Source organism: Bartonella sp. SD1336NMGDW (assembly GCF_042193565.1).
GTDB classification, from domain to species: Bacteria; Pseudomonadota; Alphaproteobacteria; order Rhizobiales; family Rhizobiaceae; genus Bartonella; species Bartonella grahamii.
On sequence record NZ_JBHILW010000001.1, the window covers coordinates 371,978 to 397,953 of the forward strand.

The window sequence follows — 25,976 nt, forward strand, 5'->3', positions numbered from 1 at the left end:
AAGTTTGTTTTTTGTCTATCAACGGTTCACTATTCAGATAAAATGCTTACAATTTAAATAAAAACGATGTAATTGGATAACAATGGGACATTATGACGTGCATAATACCTTTCATAAAGTGCTTTTTTTCTCAAAAAGAGAAAAAAGGCTATTTTATTAATACGGATTTTCCTCTTCGTGCAATTTATAAGGTACAGGAAGATCTTTATAACTTAGGGCATGATATAGCTTCTGGTAAAGAAATTTTACTCCCTGAATATGACGGAGTAGAAGATTTTCGCAAGAGATTGAATGAAAATGCTAAACTTATTCTTCATGCCTTTCATACCAGTGATTTTGCTGCCCGAAATGATGAGACCATCGCACCGTCTGCTCAATGGCTCATTGATAATCATTACACCATTGATAAAACCATACAAAAGCTACGTCGTAATCTGCCCAAGTCTTTCATAAAGCAACTTCCTCTTTCTACACACAAAGCGGGAATACCACGAATTTTTGCTTTAACTTGGCTTTATATTGCGCATACCGATAGCAGCTTTTCACAAGAAACACTCACTGCTATAACCAACGGATTTCAAGAAGTTTGTGCGCTCACAATTGGTGAATTGTGGGCTCTTCCTTCTGTTATGCAAATGCTGCTCATTGAAAATGTCCGTCGTCTTTCAGTCCGTATCGAAAAAGCGCGACATATGCGCCATCTTGCTAGTCAAGTGGCTGATAAAATTTCTCTTGTAGAAAATAAAACAAATCTACACTCTCTTTTTACGCAGTATAAACCATTTACTGTTGATCCAACTTTTTCAGCACATTTATTCTATCGCCTGCGCAGTGCATCTGTCGATTCAACCGTAGCATTAACTTGGCTTGAAAATCAATTGAAAAGCCAAGGCAGTAGCTTAGAGATTGCAACAGCCGATGAACATACCAGACAAGCAGCAGATGGTGTGACCATGGGAAATATTATCCGTGCTCTTAAAGCTATAGATGATGTTGATTGGACAGCATGGTTTGAAACAGTGAGTTGTGTCGATTCTATTTTGCGTAAAAATAGTGATTTTTCTGAAATTGATTCTCACTCACGCAATATTTATCGACAAGTCATTGAAAAAGTTTCACGCTTTTCGCCTCTTAATGAACTGGAAATTGCACATAAAGTTGTAGAAATGGCAAATTCCACTTCTAAAGATATGCCTCATCATTCTTGTGTGGGGTGGTACCTTGTTGATGATGGTCGTGGCATATTTGAAAAGGCTTGTGGATATATCCCGCCCTTTCTCATAAAATGGACACGAGCTTCTTGCTCAAAATTGAGAGTCATCGCCATTCCTGTCTCTTTTCTGACGCTCGCTCTTTTGCTTGTAATTTACGCCCTTTTACAAATATCTGGCATGACATCATGGATGTCTTTTTGCTTTACTGTATTAGCGCTTTTTCCTGCTATCGATGCTGCTTTTGCTTTATTTAACACTGTTGTTTCATGGTTTGTCCCATCAAGACAACTCATTGGCTATGAATATAAAGAAGGTATTCCAAAACATGCACGGACAATGGTTGTTGTACCTACTTTGATGACATCACGCGATGATATTGATGAACAATTACGCAGTCTTGAAGTGCACTATCTTTCCAATCCTAAAGGTGCCATTCATTTTGCACTCATTACAGATTGGGTGGATGCTCCATTGAGAGAAACGCAAGATGATCTTGATTTATTGCACTATGCGCAAAAGAGTATTGATAAACTCAATAGTCGTTATCATCGTGATGAACTTCCTCTTTTTTTCCTTTTACATCGCCGACGCCTTTATAATACAAGCGAAAAATGTTGGATGGGATGGGAACGAAAGCGAGGAAAACTTCATGAACTCAATCGGCTCTTAAGAGGCGATGAAAACACAAGCTTTTATCCTCCCAATCCACATCTTCCTATGGATTGCCGTTTTGTTATGACGTTGGATTGTGATACACGTCTTACTCCAGAGAGCGTCGCAAAACTTGTTGGAAAGCTTAACCATCCACTCAATCATCCCATTTTTGATCCGCAAAGTGGAAAGGTTGTAAAGGGCTATAGCGTTTTACAACCACGCATTATTCCTTCTCTTACAACAGGAAAAAAAACATCAATTCTCCAACGGGTTTTTTCTATCAACCGTGGCATTGATCCTTATGTTTTTGCCGTTTCTGATACTTATCAAGATCTTTTAGGAGAAGGTACCTTTATCGGTAAAGGTCTTTATAATATTGATGCATTCGAACAAGCGCTTGATGGCAAAATTAAAGAAAATACTATCCTTAGTCATGATCTCTTAGAAGGAGGTTATGCTCGTACTGCTCTGGTGAGTAGCATAGAAGTCATTGAAGATTATCCAACCGCTTATAATATTGATGTTATGCGTTATCATCGCTGGATTCGCGGTGATTGGCAGCTTTTGCCTTATCTTTTTTTCCACCGTCAAATAAGTTTCGTGACGCGTTGGAAAATGCAGGATAATTTACGTCGTTCTCTTACTCCACTTATGTGGTTAATCGCAGCATTTGCAGGATGGGCTTTTTTGTCTTTCAAGAGTGCAATTGTCTGGCAAATATTCTTGTTGTTTAGCTCCTTCATTTCTCCCATTCTATGTGTATTAAAAACGCTAGTCTCGTCCAATATAGATCATTCTTTGCGTGGACATTTTCAATTAATTTGGAACAAAACTGCTCTTACAAGCGCTGATATATTTCTTAAAACGACGTTTCTTGCTCATTCGGCGTATTTTATGACCGATGCGATTATTCGTACACTCTATCGTATGACGATTTCAAAACAGCATCTTCTTGAATGGAAAACTTCTGCCGCAACAAAATCAATGCCCAATAGTTTGCGTTTCTATGTTTTTACAATGGCACCAGCATCGCTTATTGGTATCCTTACTATAGCACTCCCTCTTTTTTCTGATAGTTTTGCAAGCTTGATTGCTTTGCCTTTTGGGATAGCATGGTTTTTTTCACCCTTCATTGCTTGGATTGTGAGTCAACCTTCAACCTTTCAAGATAGCCTTGATCTTTCTTCAAAAGATGAAAAAAAACTTCGCTCTATTGCACGGCGTACATGGCTTTATTATACAACCTTTGTCAATGCACAAAACAACTATTTGCCTCCCGATAATTTTCAAGAAGATCCTGAACCTCTTGTTGCTCAACGTACATCTCCTACGAATATTGGCGTTTATCTCCTTTCTATTATTGCGGCACGTGATTTTGGCTGGATTGGTTTTGAAGAGACCATTACCCGTATTGAGTGTACATTACGCTCTCTTACAAAAATGGAAAAGTTCCGTGGTCATCTCTATAATTGGTATGAAACGGATACACTCAGGCCTCTTTTGCCTACTTATGTATCAACCGTTGATTCAGGAAATCTTGCCGGTCATTTGATAACACTCTCTTCTGCCTTAAGTGAATGGGCTGAAAAACCGCATCTTTTTTTTCAAAGTGATCGAGAAGGCTTATCGGATGTTCTTGCTATTCTTGAAGAAACTGTCAGAGAAATTCCAGATCATCAACCCAATTTACGCTCTTTACGTCAAAAAATTGAAGAAAACATCACTCGTTTTCATGACTCTGTCCTCACTTTTGTAGAACAAGAAAATACGATTCCTTCTCACATCACAGACCTTTCACATGCAGCCCACGATATTGTGCACTTAGTCAGTGAACTTGACCACAAAATTCAAACGATAGAATCTGCTCATGCGCTTTCTTGGGCTAAATGCCTTATCGATACCTGTAACGCTTATCATTATGATGCGACTGCTCATTGTGATACTGACAAATTACGTAAAAAATTAAACAGACTGGCTATAGTGGCACGGCAAGTAGCCTTTGATATGAAATTTGACTTTTTAGAACAGCCTAAACGGCATCTCTTATCTATTGGATATCGTGTTCAAGAAAACAAACTCGATGAAAATTGTTATGATCTACTTGCTTCAGAAGCACGTCTTGCAAGCTTTTTTGCTATCGCAAAAGGAGACATAAAACTTAAACATTGGTTTCGTCTTGGTCGACTCCTCGTACCCATAGGTTGGAAAGGTGCGCTCCTATCATGGTCTGGATCGATGTTCGAATATCTTATGCCATCTCTCATAATGCATGAACCTTTAGGATCTCTCCTAGATCAAACAAATCGATTGATTATTCGTTGTCAAATACAATATGCCCATAAACGGGAATTGCCATGGGGTATTTCAGAGGCCGCATTTAACGCTCGCGATCATTTAATGAATTACCAATACGCTCATTTTGGTGTTCCAAACCTCGGACTCCAACGTGGTCTTTCACGCAATGCTGTCATAGCTCCCTATGCCAGCCTTCTAGCGGCACAATATGCTCCTGCTTGTGCTGTTGCTAATTTAAAACGACTCCGTGATCTTGGAGCTTTAGGAACATATGGTTATTATGACTCTGTCGATTTTACCCCTTCACGCGTGAAAACAGGGGAAAAATACGCTGTTGTACGCAATTATTATGCGCACCATCATGGCATGTCTATCCTTGCTCTTAACAATGTTATTTTTCAAGGACGAATGCGTGATCGTTTTCACCGTGATCCCGTTGTTGAAGCAACGCAACTGCTGTTACAGGAAAGAGCGCCTCATCTTATTCCTATTATTCATACCAAAGCTGTTAATCGTATGCGCAACAAGTCTCAAGTATTTGACGCCGCCCCTTTGCGCATTATTACAAACCCGTTGTTCAAACCACGAGCAACTTTACTTTTGTCTAATGGCTTTTATTTTACTATGTTAACAGCGAATGGTTCTGGTTACAGCCGTTGGCGCGATTATGCGATTACGCGTTTTATTCCCGATGCAACAGAAGATCAACAAGGTACTTTATTCTTCTTACGGGATACGCATAGTGGACGGTGGTGGTCTGTTACTGGTGAACCAACACGTGTTATTGAAGAAGAAGCTGTCAGCATTTTTACAGATGAAAAGGCTGAATATACAAAAATGGTTGATGGTATAAAATCAACACTTGAATGTCTTATTACATCTGAAGGATGTGGCGAAGGTAGACGTATTCAACTGATGAATACGACAAATAAAGAGCGCCTCATTGAAGTGACTTCTTATGGTGAATTAGCGCTTGCCACAATGGGCACAGACCAAGCTCATCCTGTTTTTTCCCGCATGTTTATAGAGACAGAAATTGCTGAGGAAGGTAAAACAATTTTTGCCAAAAGGCGCAAACGCTCACCTAGCGATCCTGAAATCTATGTTGCTCATTTTGTCTCCAGTACAACAGATACTCTCCGAGAGACAGAAGCTGAAACGGATCGCTCTCTGTTTATTGGGCGGGGCCGATCCATTCATCGGCCCGCTGCATTTGATCAAAATGCTCGTTTCAGTAACAGTCAAGGTTGCGTTCTTGATCCTGTTATGTCATTGCGATGCCGTATAAAAATTCCAGCCCATGAAAAAGCAGAACTTATTTTTTGGACTTTTGCTGCTCATACAAAAGAAGCACTAAATAATCATATTAAACATTATCGACAACCTGATATGTTTCAAAAAGAACTTTCAATGGCATGGACGCGCTCACAAGTTGCACTGTATCAGAGCGGAACCCAGCTTAAAGAAGCTATTGTCTATCAAAAATATGCAACACCGCTTATTTATCCAGAAAGAACGTGGCGTCTTCCTTCTGAAATATTAGCAAAAACGCTAGGAAAACAGTCTGATCTTTGGCCCATGTCTATCTCAGGAGACAATCCACTCTGTCTTCTTAGATTAAATAACGAGGGAAATATAACCGTACTGCGCGAGCTCCTTAAAGCACATGAATATTGGCGTATGCGCGGACTCATTGTGGATTTGGTCATTCTTAATGAACAAACATTTTCCTATATACAAAATACACAACGCGCTCTTGAGTGGGTCTGTGAATCTTATTATCACCACATGCAAAAAGCAGATGAACGCCAACATATTTTCATGCTTCGGCGCGATCAAATGAGTGAACAAAGCTTTAAAACGCTTCTTGCATCAGCGCGCATCGTTCTTGATGCCCAAAATGGCTCTTTATCTGAACAGCTTAAACGATTTGATGAGAGTGATTTTGATCTTACAATTCGTAAAAATTATCAAGAATCTTATGATCAATTAGATTACCAAAAATATAACGAAGGAAGGCAAGTTACAACACAAACTGAACAAAATTTTTTTGCTTCCATTGGTCTTATTAGCCAACGAAAACCATCTTCTTTTCCCATAAATGGAGAAGATCTAAAATATTGGAATGGTTACGGTGGTTTTAACCAGTATAACCATTATGTAATACGTCTTCATGGACGTACAACTACACCGCACCCGTGGATTAACGTCATCGCTAATCACAAATTTGGTTTTCATGTCTCTGCTGAAGGTGCAATTTTTACTTGGGTTAACAATAGCCGCGATTATAAATTAACTCCTTGGGCAAATGATCCAACATCTAACCGGCCAGGAGAAGCACTTTATCTGGTTGATCGCCAGTCTTTAAAACGTTTTTCACCCGTTTCTACTGTTGAATGTGATGAAAATATTGTCTATGAGGCTTGTCATGGGTTTGGATTCTCAACTTTTAAATCAACACATTCAGAAATCGCATTAGAACTGACTCATACACTTGATCCCGAAAAACCTATTCGCTTTTCACGTCTTATCCTTACGAATGAAGGGAAAGAACCACGCAGTTTACGCCTTTATAATTATGTTGAATGGGTTTTGGGAAATACCCGTACAAAATATGCCCCCTTCATTATTTCCTCTTATGAGGACAAAAGGGGTGTACATTTTATTCAAAATCCTTATCACATTGAAAAATCTCAACAAGTCACATTCTTATCGGCATCTGAAATGCCAACCAGCACCACAACCAATCGTGCTGAATTTATTGGTGCAACGGGAACCGTAACGCATCCAACTGCGATCCGTAAAGCTGGTGCTCTTTCGAATACCATTGAAGCAGGATGTGATCCTTGTTCAGCATTTTCCTATGATATTGATCTTCAAGCAGGGCAAACAAAAGAAATCATCTTTTATCTTGGTAGTGCTGAAAATAGACAAGAAGCTGAAAAATTACTCAATCAAGTACGTGCAAGTGATTTTGAAATTCTGCTCACAAAACAAAAACAGCAATGGAGCGATTTTGTTTCTCCTTTTCAAGTTAAAACACCGGATCCCTCTTTTGATATTATGGTCAATCATTGGCTCCCTTATCAGACCTATGCATGCCGCATCATGGCACGCGCAGGATTTTACCAAGCTAGTGGTGCATTTGGCTTCCGTGACCAATTGCAAGATAGCTTGTCTTTACTCCTCCTTGAACCACAACTGGCACGTGAACAATTGTTAAACGCTGCAGCCCATCAATTTCCCGAAGGTGATGTACAGCATTGGTGGTTGCCTGACACCAACGCAGGCGTTCGCACACGCATTTCTGATGACATTGTTTGGCTAGCCTATGGTAGCGCCCTTTATGTTAACACCACTGGTGAGTACGACTTTCTTGATATTCCCATTGCGTTCATTGAAGGCCCTCCTCTAGAGATAGAACAACAAGATGCTTATTTTCAACCCACGCAATCTCAAAAAACAGCAACACTTTATGAACATTGTTCTTTAGCTTTAGATCTTGCCATCAAACGTTGTGGTCAACATGGTCTTCCTCTCATCTTAGGCGGAGATTGGAATGATGGCATGAATTTAGTGGGCATTGGAGAAAAAGGGGAAAGTACTTGGTTGGGTTGGTTTCTTGGCACTACACTACAAGCATTTATTCCTCTTGCCAAAAAACGTGGCGACCATAACCATGCTAACACATGGAGTGCATACCTTAAACATTTGACTACAGCTTTAGAAAAAAATGGTTGGGATGGCGCTTGGTATCGACGTGGTTATTTTGATGATGGAACACCCCTTGGTTCTAAAATAAATGATGAATGCCAAATTGATACCATTGCGCAATCTTGGGCTGTCATTTCTCAAATGGCATCACTTAAGCGCCAAAAACAAGCAATGGCTTCTATGCTTGAACATCTATGGGACAAAAAAGCCGGCATTATACGTCTTTTTTGGCCTCCTTTTGATAAAAGTACTCTCGAACCTGGTTATATAAAAGGTTATCCTCCAGGCATTCGAGAAAATGGTGGTCAATATACGCATGGTGCTATTTGGAGCATTCTAGCGCTTGCTGAGATGGGTGAAGCAGACAAAGCTTATTCTCTATTTTCTATGATCAATCCAATCACCCATGGTAAAAATCCTGAAGTTTATCGTGTTGAACCCTATGTTATGGCTGCAGACATCTACGCCATTGAACCACGTCGTGGACAAGGCGGTTGGACATGGTATACAGGTTCAGCAGGATGGTTCTACCATACCGCGATACAAGCCATTCTTGGGATTCAACGTCAAGGCAATCTGTTGTTTTTAAAACCACATTTACCCTCCTCTTGGCCTAAATATGAAACAAAAATAAAATTTTATGATGCCATCTATACTATCAAAGTAAAATGGGGATCTGAAAATATGCTTAGTGTTGACGGTAAGAAATATGCCAAACTTAACGCAGGAATAAAGTTAAAAAAAATAGGTCAACATGAAATCATACGTATTCTTAAATCTTAAAAACAGAAAAAATAACAGGCTTTTTTATTCTTGCTCAAAGCCACAGAATTGTTATATTTTCTGCACTCCCTATATTGACCATATTGGTGCACAATAATTTTAGATTCTATGAGACTGAAAGAAAAAGGGTTATGAATCATCCGGATATTGCTAGACGTGTTTACAATCATACTTGGAAACTTGATCCCATTATTCGTTCACTTCTCGATACGGATTTTTATAAGCTTCTTATGGTACAGATGATTTGGGGGTTGTATCCTGATGTTAATGTTACTTTTTCCCTCATAAATCGCTCTAAAACAATACGTCTTGCCGATGATATTGATGAGAGTGAATTACGTGCTCAACTTGATCATGCTCTTAGTTTGCGCTTTACAAAAAAAGAAATGATCTGGCTTGCTGGTAATACATTTTATGGACGCAAACAAATTTTTGAACCGGATTTTCTTCAGTGGCTTGAGAATTTTCAACTCCCAGAATATGAACTAACCCGCAAAGATGGCCAATATATGCTTCATTTTTATGGTTCGTGGGCTCATAGCTCTATGTGGGAAATTCCAGCCCTTGCTATTATCAGTGAATTACGTTCACGTGCAGCTCTCAAAAAACTAGATCGTTTTGCTCTTGATGTACTTTATGCGCGTGCTAAAGCAAAAATGTGGAGTAAAGTTGAACGTCTCAAAAAATTGCCTGATATTAAAATATCTGACTTTGGGACAAGGCGTCGCCATTCTTTTTTATGGCAGCGCTGGTGTGTGGAAGCATTAAAAGAAGGCATTGGTAATTCTTTTACTGGAACTTCTAATGTTCTTCTTGCCATGGATACGGATTTAGAAGCTCTTGGAACCAATGCACACGAATTGCCCATGGTTATTGCGGCTCTCAGCAACAACGATGATGAATTACGCAGAGCTCCATATCAAGTCTTGCAAGATTGGAACCGTTATTATGGTGGAAATCTTCTCATTGTTTTACCTGATACCTTTGGTACAGAAGCATTTTTACGCAATGCACCAGATTGGGTCGCTGATTGGACAGGTTTCAGACCCGATAGTGCGCCCCCTATTGAAGGTGGCGAACGTATTATTCAATGGTGGAAAGAAAAAGGAAAAGATCCACGCGAAAAACTTTTAATTTTTTCTGATGCTCTTGATGTCAATACAATTGAAAAAACCTATCATCATTTCCATGGTAGAGTGCGCATGAGTTTTGGATGGGGCACGGATCTTACCAATGACTTTACAGGCTGTGCACCTCAGGAAATCGAAACTCTTGATGCTCTTTCCCTTGTTTGTAAGGTGACCTATGCTAATGGTCGACCAGCCGTAAAACTTTCAGATAATCCTGAAAAAACGATCGGTAATTCAAAAGAAGTACAACGTTATCTCAATTTTTTTAGTAATAAAAAGCGAATTGCTAGATCTATAAAGACGTAGTTTCCGGTTCTTTAAAACGAGTATATTGACTCACCATATTGTTTATAAGATTGATTTTTGTCCTGCCCTAAAGATGGGGTTCTTAACCTTTGCTGATCTGTAAATAGTTCGGCTGTTTTTTGAGCAGATTCTACTTGGGCTACCACGCATACGCTTCACTTACATAAGGATCGACAGATCAGATTTAAAAAAATACTTAACGTGCTAGGGAAGTTTAGCCAAGGGGGCTTCCTTATATCATTTTCATAAATAACGGTGTTATACGGCATAACAAGATACTATCATTTTGCATGTTGAATGAGCGCGAATATCATAAATTTTTCTCATTTCAACCCTGTTAAATCAAGCACACTAATCTCCTTGCGTGTATGAAGATTTTCAATTTTTAAGGGTTGTTGTTGTAGCTCGACAGTAGGTTTTGTACTAAGTGGGAAGAGATAGGATTAAGTAGGAATACGTGGTAATTTGTTGTTTTTATGTACAATTTTGACCATTAAATGCGCATTTTGTCAAAATAAATTTTGACGCCTAAAATTGCAAAAATTACCGAAAATCAGAAAAAATGCGTTTCCATAGTAAAAATGAAAAAAGGCTTTGAAACCCCTTTGAGAACACCTTTAAAATTCTTTGAAAAAAAATAAATTGGTAAAAAAACTAGCGTCAAAATATACAAAACCAAATGATAAGCTACAATTGTAACATTAGGAATTGCTAAGGCAACATTGGAGGATGACAAATAGCATGGTGACTATCAGTGTGCATTTTGCAAGGCAAGGATGATAGTGCCCAAATAGATTTTATAAACTTTACAGGAGATTTTACTTTATCCAATGTATGGTCTGCTATCATGAAATGCGTAAAGCGTTGAGAAATGTTTCATAAAAATAAATGTGTAAATAACATGATTTGGGAGACCTTTTGTTTTACATGGGGGGCATGACCTCATTAACAAACAGAGAATGCAATAATATTTTTATTTCGAATAAACTTATACAAAGATAGAGAATTTATTTATTCGCATATTATAATAAGAATGCGTGTATGCATAAAACCATCTGAAAAATTCTGTTGTTTTTTAAGAATTATCCTTAAGCTAAGAACAGATGTAACATTAAAGATTAATATAATAGACCGGTTTCTTAACTGTATAAGTATAAAATGATGATGTTTAGTAAGCTTTGTATTATATCCTCATTAAGAGATATGAAAACAAACGAAACGTCTTTTTAGAAAGAAAAGGCTATCATATCAATGACTTTTCAATGACGTATATATAGAGATTCATACAAACATGTCTTATAAAAATAATGACTCTCTTCCATGAATGTGGTTTATCCAAGTGAGAACATTTTGAGTGTGCGTAAACAGTCTTCTTTGTTCATAAAAATCATTTCACAAACATATTATTAATTAATTGCTTTCAAAAAGCTTACTACTTCATATGCATTTTGGATATGGAGAGCTTATATTCAAAACTTAAAAGTCCTCATAGTTTTTACAAATAAGTCGAAGCTAAAAAGAATATCTCATAAAGCCTTTTCTATCCTTATGAAGATGGACGTGTTACAATATAAATGCCAATTAGCAATAATATAACCGCAGCAAGTAAGGAAATCCATAAAGGAGGGTGTACCATTACGAAAAAGGATAAAAATCCTCCTGTCATACTCATCATTGCAAAAACTTTAACGAATGGAGAGATTGCTTTTTTTTCTTCCCATCGCTTAAGAGGGGGACCAAAAATACGATGATTATTCAACCATTGATGAAAACGTGGAGAAGAACGCGTAAAACACCATGAGGCAACCAATAAAAAAGGCACAGTTGGCATAATAGGTAATACTACACCGATAATACCTAATATAACCATTATCCAACCTGCTATATAATAGCAGATACGCAAAAGATGCGATATCTTCAAATCGTTTTTCATTTTCTCGTACTATTTTCCTCTACGCAAAACCTTCTACAAAAACATTGTATCTGTTTTTTTCTGTTTACATGTCCGAGTGCACAATTACGTTCTACCCTTTTATGCGTAAGCGTCTTTGCTGTTATAAGTTCCTTGAAAATACCGAATAGCTTACGCAATATGATAATCATTTTAAATGATTTCAAGAAAAGAGAAGAGATTTTAGAAAATCAAAAAAATAAAAAGGCTGCAGAATAAATCAATGCAGCCTCTTAATTAAGAATGCAGCGTTGGGGGGGGGAGAAAATGCACTGCATTCACCTGCTAGACATTAGGAGGAAAAATAACCTAGCACCCCGAACTCTAATTAAAATAAAAATGAGAAACAATATATAAAAATGCATGGCTGATATGCATGAAATTTAACACTTTCAAGTTTCTTGAACTGTGTTTTGACGAAAGAAAATCATCATGAAAATAGCCATAAAAATCAACGTCAAGATCAACACAATTGTGGAAGCAGAATCAGAGCCGATAAATAAGCTGAGATAAATCCCTAAAAAACCAGAAAAAGCTGCAACAAGTATCGCGATCATTAACATAAAAGAAAACCGCTTTGTAACAAGATAAGCAATTGCTCCTGGTGCTATCAGTAAAGAAATAACGAGCACGATACCTACAGCTTTCAGAGCCGCAACAATTGTAAGAGAAATCATCGTTAGAAGGGTATAGTGGAGTAGAGATATTGGTAACCCCATTGCATGTCCTTGAACTGTATCAAAAATATACAGCATAAAGTCGCGCCATTTTGCTGCTAAAATGAAAGTGACAACAGCAGAAATAATCGCCGTTTGTGTTATATCAAGCCAGTTAACACCCAAAAGATTACCAAATAGAATATGATTCAAATCTAAGCTACTATAAATAGACGTGGCTAAAACAAGCCCCAAACCAAACATCGAAGAAAATACCACACCCATTACCGTGTCCTGTTTGATACGGCTATTGCTCCCTAAAAAACCCGTTAATAGTGCACACACCATTCCTGCAACAAAAGCACCGCAAGTAATCAGAGTCATTGTAATGTTCTCTGGACGCATATGCTGAAACCAAGCAAATGGCAAAGAAGTTAAAAATGCGATTACCCATGGTGTTGTCATATAGCCAACAACAACACCTGGAAAAACTGCATGAGAAATGGCATCGCCTAACAGCGCCCATCCTTTCAAAATAAGAAAACAGGAAAGCATCGCCATGGGAATAGAAAGAATCATGACAATAAGCATACCCTTAAGCATAAAAGAAAACTGAAACGGAAGCAGTAATTGATCAATCATGATAATATTACACCCTTTTTTGCCGCATTTATGCGTAAGCGCGCAGCAATATACCCATGTTTAGGAGCAAAAATAAAAGCCAAAACAAATAAAGATGCTTGAAAAAGCACAACAACCCCCCCCGTTTGTGCATTTAAAAAATAACTCACATAAACACCCAAAACACTCGTAAATGTTCCAATTATAACTGCAATAACCAAGATATTCACGAAACGATCACTTAAAAGATAGGCTGTTGCCCCAGGTGTCACAACAAGACAAATAACCAAGAACGCTCCAACGGTTTGCATAGCAGCAACAGTACAAGCAGCAAGTAATGTGAAAAAGAGAATCTTTAAAAACTTTACATTTAATCCAATGGCATGCGCATGCGTTTCATCAAATAACGAAACAAGAAGATCTTTCCATTTCAAAAGCAATATAAGCAACGAAAAAAAGCCGATAAAAGCCAATTGTAGAATATCTGATGAACTGACGGCTAAAATATTTCCCAAAACAATCGTATCAATATTAACAGCCATTGGTTTTAATGATTTGAGAAACAACCCAAAGGCAAAAAAGGAAGAAAAAATGAGTCCAATAATGGTATCTTCTTTCAGCTTTGTCCGGTGGTTAAAAAAGAGCATTGCTGCTGCTGCAAGACCACCAGAAAAAAAAGCACCGAGTGAAAAAGGTAACCCTAAAAGGTAAGCTCCTGCTACACCAGGAACAATCGAATGGGAAAGAGCATCACCAATTAATGACCAACCTTTTAACATCAAAAAAGCTGAAAGAAAGGCACAAACACACCCAACCAACCCAGAAACCCACATTGCATTCACCATATATTGATAGCTTAGTGGCTCAAGCAACCAAGAAATCATGCAACGTTCTCCACTCTTTCAATATCTTCACAAACTGCAGCCTGCTTTCTTCCCATGAAAACATCATTTTTTTTTGTGCTTTGAAGATCAAAAATATGGTGGTGCAAAGACCCTCCAAAAGTTTTCTCCAGATTTTCCTTTGTAAAGATTTTTTCTGTTAACCCAGAAGCTAAAACGGTTCCTTTTATTAAAACTGTATGATCACAAAATTCGCGAACAGAACCCAAATTGTGAGTTGAAACCAAGATCACTGCTCCTTCTTTACGAAGATCTTGTAACAAAGCAATGATTTTATCTTCTGTTGTAACGTCAACCCCTGTAAATGGCTCATCTAATAAAATAGCTTTTGCTTTCTGTGCAAGAGCGCGTGCTAGGAAAACACGCTTTTTCTGTCCACCAGAAAGTTCTCCAATCTGGCGCTTGGCAAAAGCCAACATATCAACGCGTTCTAAGGCAATACGAACGGCTTCATAATCTTGTGTACGGGCATAGCGAAAGAAATTCATATGACCGTACCGCCCCATCAATACAACATCTTCGACCAAGACGGGAAAATTCCAATCAACATCTTCACTTTGAGGAACATAAGCAATAAGGTTTTTTTTCAAAGCTATATCAACGGGCAAATCAAACATGCGAATTTTTCCCTTTGAGGGGCGTACAAACCCCATAATCGCTTTAAATAACGTTGACTTACCGGATCCATTAACACCAACTAATGCCGTAATAGAACCCTTTGGACTTTCAAAATTTACTTCGCGTAAAGCTGTATGTCCATTACGATAAGTTACCGTTACTCCTTGGGCAAATATTCCAGATTCCATCATTGGCTTTTTACTCCCTCTAATAAAGCATTGCTAATACGCCCACTCGTGACACGTAATAAATCAATATAAGTGGGTACCTCACCATTTTTCTCACTTAAAGAATCAACATAAAGAACACCACCGTATTTAGCCCCTGTTTCTCTGGCAACCTGCTTAGCAGGTGCAGGGGAAATAGTGCTTTCAGAAAAAACTGCATGAATATTGTATTTGCGAACCATATCAATAACATGCTTGACTTGCTGTGGTGTTCCTTGCTGGTCAGCATTGATGGGCCATAAATAAAGTTCTTTTAGATCAAAATCACGCGCCAAATAGCTAAAAGCCCCCTCACTGGTCACAAGCCAACGTTTATCTTGTGGTACGGCTTCTAATTCAGCCCTAATTGGATCAATTGTTGCACGAATTTTCTGTTTATAAATTTCAGCATTCTCTTTATAAATTTCAGCATGTTCAGGATCATATTTTACAAAAGCATCGCGAATATTATCAACGTAAATCAAAGCAGAGGTCGGTGACATCCACGCATGAGGATTGGGTTTGCCGCTAAAGGGGCCATCACCAATTTTAATGGGTACAACACCTTTTGAAACAACAACACTTGGAACATCCTTGATGTTTTGAAAAAACTTTTCAAACCAAAGCTCTAACTCTAATCCATTCCACAATACAAGGTTAGCTCCCTGGGCACGCATAAGATCGCGTGGGGTGGGTTGATATTCATGAATTTCCGCACCTGGTTTTGTAATGGATTCAACCTCAGCGGCATCACCTGCTACATTGCGTGCCATATCAGCAATGATAGTGAATGTCGTAACAGCTTTAAATTTACCAGCACACAAAGCAAAATTGGGTGTAAAAAAAATAACACTTCCAAAAACTATGCTGAAAAACGTTTTTACGTTCATTGATTCTCTCTTTCCTCTATATGCTTTCTTTTTATTGCAAATAATTTGCATTATCATTTAGCAATAGCAGTTATCTTTTACATTTGCAATGAAGGATTAAGAGAAAAAATAACTTTTCAAGATGTTTAGAAATAGTTTTTTTCATATTGAAAAAATTGATGATTTAAGCAGCTTGTTTTGGTAAGGAGCACCGCTTTCAAGAAGCTCTATCGCTCTTGAATGCCAAATAAAAAGGGAGCACTCAAAAATGCTCCCACTTCATGTAAAATATCTCATAAAAAATGAAAATACTCAGTAGCGCAAATATGCACCTGTCATTTTGGTAACATTATCCACGATCTTTAAGGCAAGCTTTTCTAAATCTTCATCTGTTAGAGTCCGTTCTATGGGCTGAATAGTTACTTCAATCGCAACAGATTTTTTATCTTCGCCAAAGCTTAAATCTTCAAAAATATCAAAAATCTGCACTGAATGAATAAGTTTTTTATCGGCTCCACTTGCCGCACGAATAATAAGAGAAGAGGCAACAGTTTTATCCGCTATAAAGGCAAAATCACGCCGCACCATTTGAAAAGGTGAGAGTTTCAAAGGAGGACGGCTTTTGGTCGTTTTTTTCTTTGATTCTGGAATTCTGTCTAGAAAAATTTCAAAGCCGCATAAAGGGCCACTGACATCTAACTTTTCTAATGTAGCAGGATGAAAAACACCAAAAAAACCAAGAATAATCTTTGATCCAAGTTTTATGACACCTGAACGACCAGGATGATACCAATCGGGCGCTCCAACTTCAATCTGCACTTTTCCAACATCCATATCGCATGCCTCTAAAATAGCTAAAGCATCTGCTTTGGCATCAAAAACATCAACGACGGTTGCATTTCCATTCCAAAAACGACCAGCCCCTTTAAATTGCTCTGTTCCACGACGAATCCCACTAACAACACGGTGTTGTTTATCAGGGGTATCGCCTTCATAAATATTGGAAACTTCAAACAAAGCAAGATCGGAAAAACCACGATCAGCATTTCTCTGTGCCGCCATAATCAAACCAGGTAAAAGGGAAGGACGCATCATTGACATATCAGCAGCAATAGGATTAACCAATTTAAGCTCTTCTTGACCTCCTCCAAAAGCAAGAGCTTGATTTTCAGAAATAAAAGACCATGTTACCGCTTCTTTCATACCACGTTGCACTAAAGCCAAACGTGTAGCACGTGAACGAATTTGTGCGCATGTTAAAATTTGATCTTTTCCTTCTGCGAAGTTTTCCAAAGGAATAGGTTTAATTTTATCTAGCCCATAAATCCTCATGACTTCTTCCACCAAATCGGCTTTCCCCATAATATCAGGGCGCCATGATGGTACTTTTACTGTAACGACATCTCCTTTTCCTTCAACGAAAAATCCAAGTTTTGTTAAAATAGAGATGACTTTTTCAGGCTCTATTTCCAAATTGGTTAAACGTTTAATTTCAGAAAAAGGAAAAACGATCTGTTTGATTTCTTGTTGCTGATAGCCAGCGATCCTCTTCTTAGATACTTCACCACCACAAAGACTTAAGACCAATTCTGTTGCAATCTCAAGCCCTGTTTCCATAAAAGCCGGATCAACACCTCGTTCAAATCGATAACGCGCATCACTGATAAGACCTAATGCTCTTCCTGTTTGTGCAATGTTTTTCGCATCCCAAAGCGCCGATTCAATAATAACACGATGTGTTGTTTCATCACAACTCGTTCTTTCACCGCCCATGATACCGGCAATCGAAACAATCCCATCGTCATCTGCAATGACACAATTCTTAGCGCCCAAATGATAGATTTTTCCGTTCAGTGCTTGAAGCTGTTCTCCTTCACGAGCACAACGTACACACAAATTACCTTTAATTTTATCTGCATCAAAAACATGGAGTGGACGACCAAGGTCAAAACTGATGTAATTGGTCATATCAACAAGCGCATTAATCGGTCTCAAACCAATTGCATTCAAACGCTGTTGCATCCACTGTGGCGATGCTCCATTTTGAACATTGCGAACTTCACGCCAAGCAAAACCTAAACATAATGATGAATCTTGTGAAAAATCTAATGAAATATCGAGAGGTGTTTCAAAGGAAGGTTCAAATTTTGACAAGGATAATTCTTTTAATTTTCCCATTCCGGTGGCAGCAAGATCACGGGCAATACCACGAACACCTGTACAATCAGAGCGATTGGGGGTCAAACCAATATCAATAATCGGATCATCTAAACCAGCATAAGCTGCAAATGAATCTCCAATAGGTGCATCTTTTGGAAGTTCGATAATCCCGTCATGTTCATTTGATAATTCAAGTTCCGCTTGCGAACACATCATCCCAAAACTTTCAACACCGCGGATTTTTCCTACAGATAATGTCACATCGAGTCCTGAAATATAAGTGCCTGGTAGTGCCAGAACACCAACAAGACCTGCACGCGCATTTGGTGCTCCACAGACAACTTGAACAGGTGTAGAAGTCCCTGTATCGACGGACAGAATCTGGAGTTTATCTGCATCAGGATGTTTTATTGCAGTTAAAACTTTTGCAATCACAAAACCTTTTAAAGAAGACCGATCATCAACGTAATCAACCTCAAGACCTATAGCTGTTAGTTTCTCACAAATTTCATCCAAAGATGCATTTGTCTCTAAGTGATCTTTTAACCACGACAATGTAAATTTCATTTTAAAACCTCACATGAAAGCGATGACTAAGATCACATATTTCTATTAGGAAAAAAAGCAGGCATATCAAAGCAACGAAAGCCATAATGGTCTAACCAACGCAGATCGGCATCAAAAAAAGCCCGTAAATCAGGCATACCGTATTTCAACATGGCAATACGATCAATGCCCATTCCCCAAGCAAAGCCTTGATATTCATCGGGATCTAAACCAACATTTTTCAACACATGAGGATGCACCATTCCGCATCCTAAAATTTCCAACCAATCCTGTCCTTCTCCGAATTTTACTTCTGAACCAGAACGATCACATTGAATATCCACTTCCATAGATGGTTCGGTAAAAGGGAAAAAAGAGGGACGAAAACGCATTTTTACAGAGGGAACTTCAAAAAATTCTTTACAAAAGGTTTCATGTAACCACATCATATGGGCAATGGTGGAGGTTTTATCAATGACAAGACCTTCTACCTGATGGAACATGGGAGAATGTGTTGCATCCGAATCCATGCGGTAAGTTTTTCCAGGAATAATGATCCGTATCGGTGCTTTTTGTTTTTCTAGTGTGCGAATTTGTACGGGTGATGTATGGGTCCGCAATAATTTTCGTTCTCCCATTTTATCGACATCAAAAAAGAAGGTATCATGCATTTCGCGTGCTGGATGCCCTTCAGGAAAATTCAATGCCGTAAAATTATAATAATCTGTTTCAATATCAGGTCCCTCTGCAAGAGAAAAACCCAACTTCGTATAAATGACAATAATTTCCTCAATCACCTGTGAAATAGGATGAATGCGTCCCCGTTCTATAGGTGAAGAGCGAACAGGCAAGGTAACATCAACCGTTTCACGAGAAAGACGGGCATCCATTGCCTGTCTTTTCAGAAGATCACGCTTTTGCGCCCATAATTCTAAAATACGATTTTTTAATCCATTAAGAACTGGTCCAACTTTATGGCGCTCGCTAGCATCCATTTTTCCTAATGCTTTTAATTTTTCAGAGATGCTACCTTTTTTACCCAATGCTGCAATACGCACTTCCTCAAGTGCTTGTTCATCACCTGCTGCCTCTAAGGCTAAACAAATTTCTTGTTCCAGACGCTCAATATCATTCATATTTTTGCCTATTTTTTAATAAAGAAAAACCCGCACTCGCAATAGCCAGCACGGGACCTCGAATAAATGAATGCTTTAAGAGAACACGACTGGCTTATTTGACAGCGCCTTCGAAAGCATTAGGTGTCGTATCTTTTAAATATTCCAAAGCCTTTTTTGCCGAAGCTACTAAAGCAGAAAATGCTTCTGTCTCATAGATCGCTATATCTGAAAGAACCTTACGATCAACCTCAATACCGGCTTTTGATAAACCATCAATAAAACGTCCATAAGTTAAACCTTCTGCGCGAACAGCCGCATTAATTCTCTGAATCCACAAAGCACGGAAAGTACGTTTCCTATTTTTGCGATCACGATAAGCGTATTGCTTTGAACGATCAACTGCTGCTTTAGCTGCACGAATGGTATTTTTACGACGACCGTAAAAACCTTCAGCCTGTTTAAGAACTTTTTTGTGCTTAGCGTGTGCTGTCACACCTCTTTTCACACGTGCCATATTATAATCTCCTCAAAATCAAAAGCGTAAGGTTTAAACACCATTCGGCAAATAATGCTGAACGACTTTTTTAGCATCTTGTTCACACAAAACCATTGTTCCACGTGCATCGCGAATAAATTTATTCGAACGCTTAATCATGCCGTGGCGCTTACCGGCAGCTGCTACTTTAATTTTGCCTGACGCAGTGATTTTAAACCGCTTTTTAGCGGATGATTTGGTCTTCATCTTGGGCATTTTGCTACTCCATACATTAATTTATTCAATCAAACATCTTATTCACTCAAGCGGACCAACGCTTGAACAAGCATTTAAACAGCCACGGCATGCCCTGCCGGGCGGTTCTAATAGTGTTTCCATAAGCTAGTATACACAAAATAGCAAGACCGTATTACAAAAAAATCGGAGCTCCATTGCCTTGAAGCTCAACTAAAGGTGCCGGAATAGCATTTGTTTTGATAGCTGCTTTACATAGATCAGCAATAATGCATTGCCTACATTGTGCTTTACGTGCTTGGCAAACATAGCGTCCATGTAAAATCAGCCAATGATGTGCATGACGAAGATAATGGATTGGTATAATCTTTAATAATTTTTTCTCAACAATCTCTGGTGTTTTGCCAGGCGCTAAACCAAGACGATTGCTTAAGCGAAAAATATGTGTATCCACTGCCAATGTAGGCTGACCAAAAGCAACATTCAAAACAACATTAGCTGTTTTGCGCCCCACTCCAGGAAGGGACATAAGTGCTTCACGCGTATCAGGTACTTGACCGCCATAACAATCAATTAAACAGTTGCAAAGTGCATAAACATTGCGTGCTTTTGCTCGCCAAAGACCAATTGAACGGATATGATGTGCTATTTCTTCTTCTCCTAATGCAACCATTTTTTCCGGTTGATCAGCAAGGCGAAATAATTCTTTTGTCGCTTTATTAACGCTTACATCTGTCGCTTGAGCCGAAAGCACAACGGCAACCAAAAGCGTAAAAATATTTGTATAGATAAGATCACTCTTAGGCGCTGGGCGTTGCACAGAAAAACGGCGAAATATTTCTGCAATTTCATTTTCATTATATAATATACCAGATAAATTTCGCACTTTTGACAATTTTATGGTACTTTGAGGCATTGAACTCTCTTAAATCTTCTCTCTTGAAGTTATCATTTACGCTCGCCATATGAGAGGAATGCAGCGAACACTTTTATAGAGTTTGGTCAAGTAAAGCCGTTTTAAAGAGGATACTCATGAATGACACATGTGACACCTTTCTCCAATCCCTTTCTTTTAGGGTTTGAAACCGTAGAAAAAATATTGCAACGTATCGGTAAAGCTGATGAGGCTTACCCAGCCTATAATATTGAACGTTTACATAAAAATGATGATGCAAATCATATCCGGATAACTTTGGCTGTTGCTGGATTTAAGGTTAACCATCTTAATATTTTGCTCGATGATAATCAATTGGTTATTCATGGTAAACAAACAGACAACCAAAATCATCAATATTTATATCGCGGTATAGCTGCGCGACAATTTCAGCGAACCTTTGTTCTCGCGGAAGGGATGCATGTTACAAATGCAGAGTTGAAAAATGGTCTTTTATCAATTAATCTGTATCAACCAAAGTTAAAAAAAGAAATAAAACAGATTCCAATTAAAGTCAGTAGTGGTGAGTCATAAAAGTTAAGGCGTAAAGGAACAGTGAAATGGGAGAACATAAACAGAACTTGTCGTTTCAGAACACATCCTACTCTGATGCGGGACAGATTGCCTATTTAAAAAAAGTTTGTACAGATGATTTGGCTAAAAATTTTCCAGATCTTCCACCAATGACCCCAGGAATTACGATATGGGCTCTCTTTGGTGAAACAGGTTATCCTATCATTTTATCCGATGAGCGTTCTATCGCTCTTGCTGGAGCCAATGAGCATGAACTACAAATTGTAACTCTGCACTAGATTACCTTACGAGAAAACGCTGTACTCTTTGTAAATTCTATCTGTTTTTTCGTAAAGGGTGTAATGTGAGTTATAATGAGATAAGTATTGGTTTATATTCATAATTAATTTTTTACAACTGGAATGAGAGTCCCGAATATCATAAGGTTCTCTCATTTTAGATCCTCTTGTATTAAAACAATTAAAGTCACTTGCTTGTATGTCACACGCAGGGAAAGCCATTTAGATAAAAACGCTTGAAGGAAGGAATAAAAATATCTCTTGTTAATTGTCTTAATTACCAAGGATGTTCGCAATATTGGGGATGAAAAAATGTATGATGGTGTCAGTTTGCTTCTTCATAAATGTGAAGATGTCCCTTATAGATTTATATTATTCACGGGGGCTGTTATACCATTCATGGGCGCTATCGTGAAATGGGCTCGAGCGCATTGAAAGATGTTTCTTTAAAATGAGTACATGAAGGCTATAAAAGTGTATTTTGTTTGGGGTGTTCTGTTCTTCCTAAGGGGAGTAACTCCATTGAAGAGTGTAAAAACAAAAGCATGAGATAATGCGTCATCATTATTAAAAAGATATTGCTATGAATGCTTTTGAAAAGTGTAAAGCTGAATTGTAAGGAGATGATAGATTTTTACATGATGCTTTTATATTCTTTCCAAATTAGGCTGTCTTCTTGTTCCAGAAATTACGCAAACAGATAGATGCAATATACTTACCAAATCTGGCCAAATCTGGCATACAAAAATCTGGAACAGTTCGTGCCACACTGAAGCGTTTTGATATTTGTCTCAAACGTGGAATTGCACAGGGATTAGATGTTGATTAACAGGTAATAAGAAAAACAAAGGCTTTATGAAAAAGTTTATGCAGAGCTTTTAATTTTGTGCTTCAAATGCCTCAGTACAAGGTATTTTTCTCTTTTGAATATTAAAGCTCTTGTTTTTATAATGAAGTTACAGCACAACAAGCAAAATGGAATTATTTGAGGGGAAAAAAATAATGCCTTCTTACCGTTCAAGAATATCGACCCACGGGCGTAATATGGCAGGAGCCCGCGGACTTTGGCGTGCAACAGGGATGAAAGATACTGATTTTGGTAAACCCATTATTGCGATTGCGAATTCTTTTACACAATTTGTACCAGGGCATGTCCATTTAAAAGATCTTGGGCAATTAGTCGCACAACAGATAGCAGTTGCCGGTGGTGTTGCGAAAGAATTTAATACCATTGCTGTAGATGATGGAATTGCGATGGGGCACGATGGAATGCTCTATTCTTTGCCCTCACGTGAAATCATTGCTGATTCTGTAGAGTATATGGTTAATGCACATTGTGCGGATGCACTTGTCTGTATTTCTAATTGTGACAAAATTACGCCTGGTATGTTAATGGCTGCTTTACGGTTGAATATTCCGACAATCTTTGTTTCTGGCGGTCCTATGGAAGCAGGTAAGATTAAATGGAAGGATCAAGATCTAAGGGTTGATTTGGTCGATGCCATGGTCGCAGCAGCTTCAGAACAGAATTCAGAAGAAGAAGTTGCTGAAATGGAGCGTGCTGCTTGTCCTACATGTGGTTCTTGTTCAGGAATGTTTACAGCCAACTCCATGAATTGCTTAACGGAAGCATTGGGGCTTTCGCTTCCCGGAAATGGATCAATGTTAGCAACACATGCAGATCGACGGATGCTTTTTGAAGAAGCTGGAAAACAGATTGTTGCATTGGTTAAACGTTATTATGAAAAAGATGATGAAACAGTCTTGCCGCGCTCTATTGCTTCACGCAAGGCTTTTGAAAATGCAATGACCGTTGATATTGCTATGGGGGGATCAACCAATACAGTACTGCATCTTTTAGCCGCGGCGCAAGAAGGTGAAGTGGATTTTACCATGACGGATATTGATCATCTTTCACGTCGTGTTCCTGTTTTATGTAAGGTTGCTCCTGCTGTCGCGAATGTACATATGGAAGATGTTCATCGCGCTGGTGGTATTATGGGGCTTTTAGGTGAACTGGATGCGGCAGGACTCATTGATACGTCAACTTATACGGTTCACGCAAAAACAATGAAAGAAGCTCTTTACCGTTGGGATGTGAAACAAACTAATGAACCAACAGTTCGTACATTTTATCGTGCTGCTCCTGGTGGTATTCCAACACAGACAGCTTTTAGCCAATCTTGTCGCTATGAGACCCTTGATCTTGATCGTGAAAAAGGTGTGATTCGCGATAGGGAACATGCATATTCACAAGATGGAGGATTGGCAGTTCTTTATGGAAATCTTGCAAAAGATGGCTGCATTGTAAAAACAGCAGGCGTTGATCAATCAATCTTAACTTTTAAAGGTCCGGCAAGAATTTTTGAAAGCCAAGATTCAGCTGTTTCAGCTATATTAACTGATAAGATTAAAACAGGTGAAATTGTTTTAATCCGTTATGAAGGTCCACGTGGTGGACCTGGAATGCAAGAAATGCTTTATCCAACAAGTTATCTCAAATCTAAAGGATTGGGCAAGGTTTGTGCACTTGTTACAGATGGGCGTTTTTCAGGGGGAAGTTCAGGGCTTTCGATAGGACATATTTCACCAGAAGCTGCTGAAGGAGGAGAAATTGCGTTGGTAGAGGAGGGGGATATCATAGAAATTGATATTCCAAATCGTAGAATTCATATGTTGGTGGATGATATTGAGATGAAGCAGCGCCGTGCTAAGATGGAAGCAAAAGGAAAAGGTGCTTGGCAACCGATTGAGAAGCGTCAGCGTAAAGTTTCAAAGGCTCTCAAAGCCTATGCAGCGATGACCACATCTGCTGCAAAGGGTGCAGTACGTAATATTTGATGAGATGAATGACGCGTCTTATAAAAGAGAGATAGTATTCTGATTTTTTGCATCTTTTGCACGATATTCTAAGCTAATTATTTTATGAGTTTATGAACTTAACAGAATATTTCGAGTCATGATGAGTATGATTAAAAAGCTATCAATACAACTAAAAGCTGCTGAGGATTGTTTATTTTAGCAGCTAGGTAAGACAGATAAAGATAGATATGGTATGATTACTTTTCATATCATATTCCAATTTTATACGAAATTACGATTTCTTGTTACTCATATTTATGAAAGATATTTATTGTAGTGGTGGCATTATCTTGCAATACCGTAAAACACTGTCATTTAGAGCTGTGATATATGGTATTCTTCTTAATATATTTAAGTATTTTTTTAGTGTGTGGTGAATATTCTTAGATTTGTTTATCAGGCTTTGAGTTTAGTTGAATCACATGACTAGGAAGTCAAGGTAAATCTCTTAGAATCTGGACTGTTTGCAGACTTGATTCGAATGAAAATCCTTATCCTTTGAGATGCGGGAAGGAGTTCAAGGATGTTTAGGAAAATAAAATACTGCTGTGATATATTTGATTATATGGTTCATATGAAAACAGTAAAAGAGCTCTTTATAACTTAAAATGTGAAGAAAATGCGAGACCCATTATCTGTGAAGTTATTATGCAAAATGGAGTGGCATCCCAACACCGACAGCTTTAAACTAAAACTGTTGCTATGATAACAATAATATTGATTATGAAAAAGCATAATTCATTAAATATTGCGTATTTGCAAGGTGGAGGAGATTTCATGACAATCTTTGCAAAAAACGACTATCTTGTAAAAATATTCGACATTGACCAATTTTTTGTATACGGGCCAATATTGATCTAAGGAAATATGAAATATAATACATAGGATTTTGCCT

General features: G+C 38.3%; 17 protein-coding genes. 7 read left to right on the forward strand and 10 right to left on the reverse strand.

What is annotated here, in order from left to right:
• The first annotated feature begins 92 nt into the window (after positions 1-92).
• Both ACFIKH_RS01545 and pncB read left to right on the forward strand, forming a co-directional pair.
• The gene (locus tag ACFIKH_RS01545) at positions 93-8,660 is read left to right on the forward strand and encodes a GH36-type glycosyl hydrolase domain-containing protein (protein WP_375670825.1); all 8,568 of its coding nucleotides are present in this window, start codon (positions 93-95) and stop codon (positions 8,658-8,660) included.
• Positions 8,661-8,791: 131 nt separating this feature from the next.
• Positions 8,792-10,096, forward strand: a complete 1,305-nt coding sequence (pncB, locus tag ACFIKH_RS01550; protein WP_375625455.1) for a nicotinate phosphoribosyltransferase — start codon at positions 8,792-8,794, stop codon at positions 10,094-10,096.
• Between the two features lie 1,546 nt (positions 10,097-11,642).
• Here pncB and ACFIKH_RS01555 read toward each other — a convergent pair.
• From ACFIKH_RS01555 to nth, 10 genes are all read right to left on the reverse strand, one after another.
• The gene (locus ACFIKH_RS01555) at positions 11,643-12,029 is read right to left on the reverse strand and encodes a YbaN family protein (protein ID WP_375625454.1); all 387 of its coding nucleotides are present in this window, start codon (positions 12,027-12,029) and stop codon (positions 11,643-11,645) included.
• 410 nt (positions 12,030-12,439) lie between these two features.
• Positions 12,440-13,345: a metal ABC transporter permease gene (locus tag ACFIKH_RS01560; protein WP_012754509.1), complete on the reverse strand. Its 906-nt coding sequence runs from the start codon at positions 13,343-13,345 to the stop codon at positions 12,440-12,442.
• On the reverse strand, positions 13,342-14,208 hold the full coding sequence (locus ACFIKH_RS01565) for a metal ABC transporter permease (protein ID WP_375625452.1): 867 nt from the start codon (positions 14,206-14,208) through the stop codon (positions 13,342-13,344). Before ACFIKH_RS01565 ends, ACFIKH_RS01560 begins: the two co-directional genes overlap by 4 nt.
• The gene (locus ACFIKH_RS01570; protein ID WP_375626222.1) at positions 14,205-15,035 is read right to left on the reverse strand and encodes a manganese/iron ABC transporter ATP-binding protein; all 831 of its coding nucleotides are present in this window, start codon (positions 15,033-15,035) and stop codon (positions 14,205-14,207) included. Before ACFIKH_RS01570 ends, ACFIKH_RS01565 begins: the two co-directional genes overlap by 4 nt.
• Positions 15,032-15,940: a metal ABC transporter substrate-binding protein gene (locus ACFIKH_RS01575; protein ID WP_375625450.1), complete on the reverse strand. Its 909-nt coding sequence runs from the start codon at positions 15,938-15,940 to the stop codon at positions 15,032-15,034. The genes ACFIKH_RS01570 and ACFIKH_RS01575 overlap by 4 nt, the downstream gene beginning before the upstream one ends.
• Before the next feature lie 291 nt (positions 15,941-16,231).
• Positions 16,232-18,646, reverse strand: a complete 2,415-nt coding sequence (pheT, locus tag ACFIKH_RS01580; RefSeq protein ID WP_375648455.1) for a phenylalanine--tRNA ligase subunit beta — start codon at positions 18,644-18,646, stop codon at positions 16,232-16,234.
• A gap of 32 nt (positions 18,647-18,678) precedes the next feature.
• A complete protein-coding gene (gene pheS, locus ACFIKH_RS01585; RefSeq protein WP_375653375.1) occupies positions 18,679-19,761 on the reverse strand; it encodes a phenylalanine--tRNA ligase subunit alpha in 1,083 nt (360 codons plus the stop codon).
• A 94-nt stretch (positions 19,762-19,855) separates the two neighbouring features.
• Positions 19,856-20,257, reverse strand: coding sequence for a 50S ribosomal protein L20 (gene rplT, locus ACFIKH_RS01590; RefSeq protein WP_212111582.1), 402 nt, complete (start codon positions 20,255-20,257; stop codon positions 19,856-19,858).
• 33 nt (positions 20,258-20,290) lie between these two features.
• A complete protein-coding gene (gene rpmI / locus ACFIKH_RS01595; protein ID WP_012754516.1) occupies positions 20,291-20,494 on the reverse strand; it encodes a 50S ribosomal protein L35 in 204 nt (67 codons plus the stop codon).
• Between the two features lie 154 nt (positions 20,495-20,648).
• Positions 20,649-21,389, reverse strand: coding sequence for an endonuclease III (gene nth / locus ACFIKH_RS01600; protein ID WP_375625446.1), 741 nt, complete (start codon positions 21,387-21,389; stop codon positions 20,649-20,651).
• 120 nt (positions 21,390-21,509) lie between these two features.
• On the opposite strand from nth, the gene ACFIKH_RS01605 reads away from it, so the two are divergent.
• From ACFIKH_RS01605 to ilvD, 5 genes are all read left to right on the forward strand, one after another.
• The gene (locus ACFIKH_RS01605; protein ID WP_375625445.1) at positions 21,510-21,941 is read left to right on the forward strand and encodes an Hsp20 family protein; all 432 of its coding nucleotides are present in this window, start codon (positions 21,510-21,512) and stop codon (positions 21,939-21,941) included.
• 26 nt (positions 21,942-21,967) lie between these two features.
• Positions 21,968-22,219, forward strand: a complete 252-nt coding sequence (locus ACFIKH_RS01610; protein WP_012754519.1) for a DUF1150 domain-containing protein — start codon at positions 21,968-21,970, stop codon at positions 22,217-22,219.
• 261 nt (positions 22,220-22,480) lie between these two features.
• On the forward strand, positions 22,481-22,654 hold the full coding sequence (locus ACFIKH_RS01615; protein WP_375670827.1) for a hypothetical protein: 174 nt from the start codon (positions 22,481-22,483) through the stop codon (positions 22,652-22,654).
• 241 nt (positions 22,655-22,895) lie between these two features.
• Positions 22,896-23,048, forward strand: coding sequence for a hypothetical protein (locus ACFIKH_RS01620; protein WP_375625444.1), 153 nt, complete (start codon positions 22,896-22,898; stop codon positions 23,046-23,048).
• A gap of 173 nt (positions 23,049-23,221) precedes the next feature.
• Positions 23,222-25,060, forward strand: coding sequence for a dihydroxy-acid dehydratase (ilvD, locus tag ACFIKH_RS01625; RefSeq protein ID WP_375625443.1), 1,839 nt, complete (start codon positions 23,222-23,224; stop codon positions 25,058-25,060).
• Positions 25,061-25,976 lie beyond the last annotated feature (916 nt).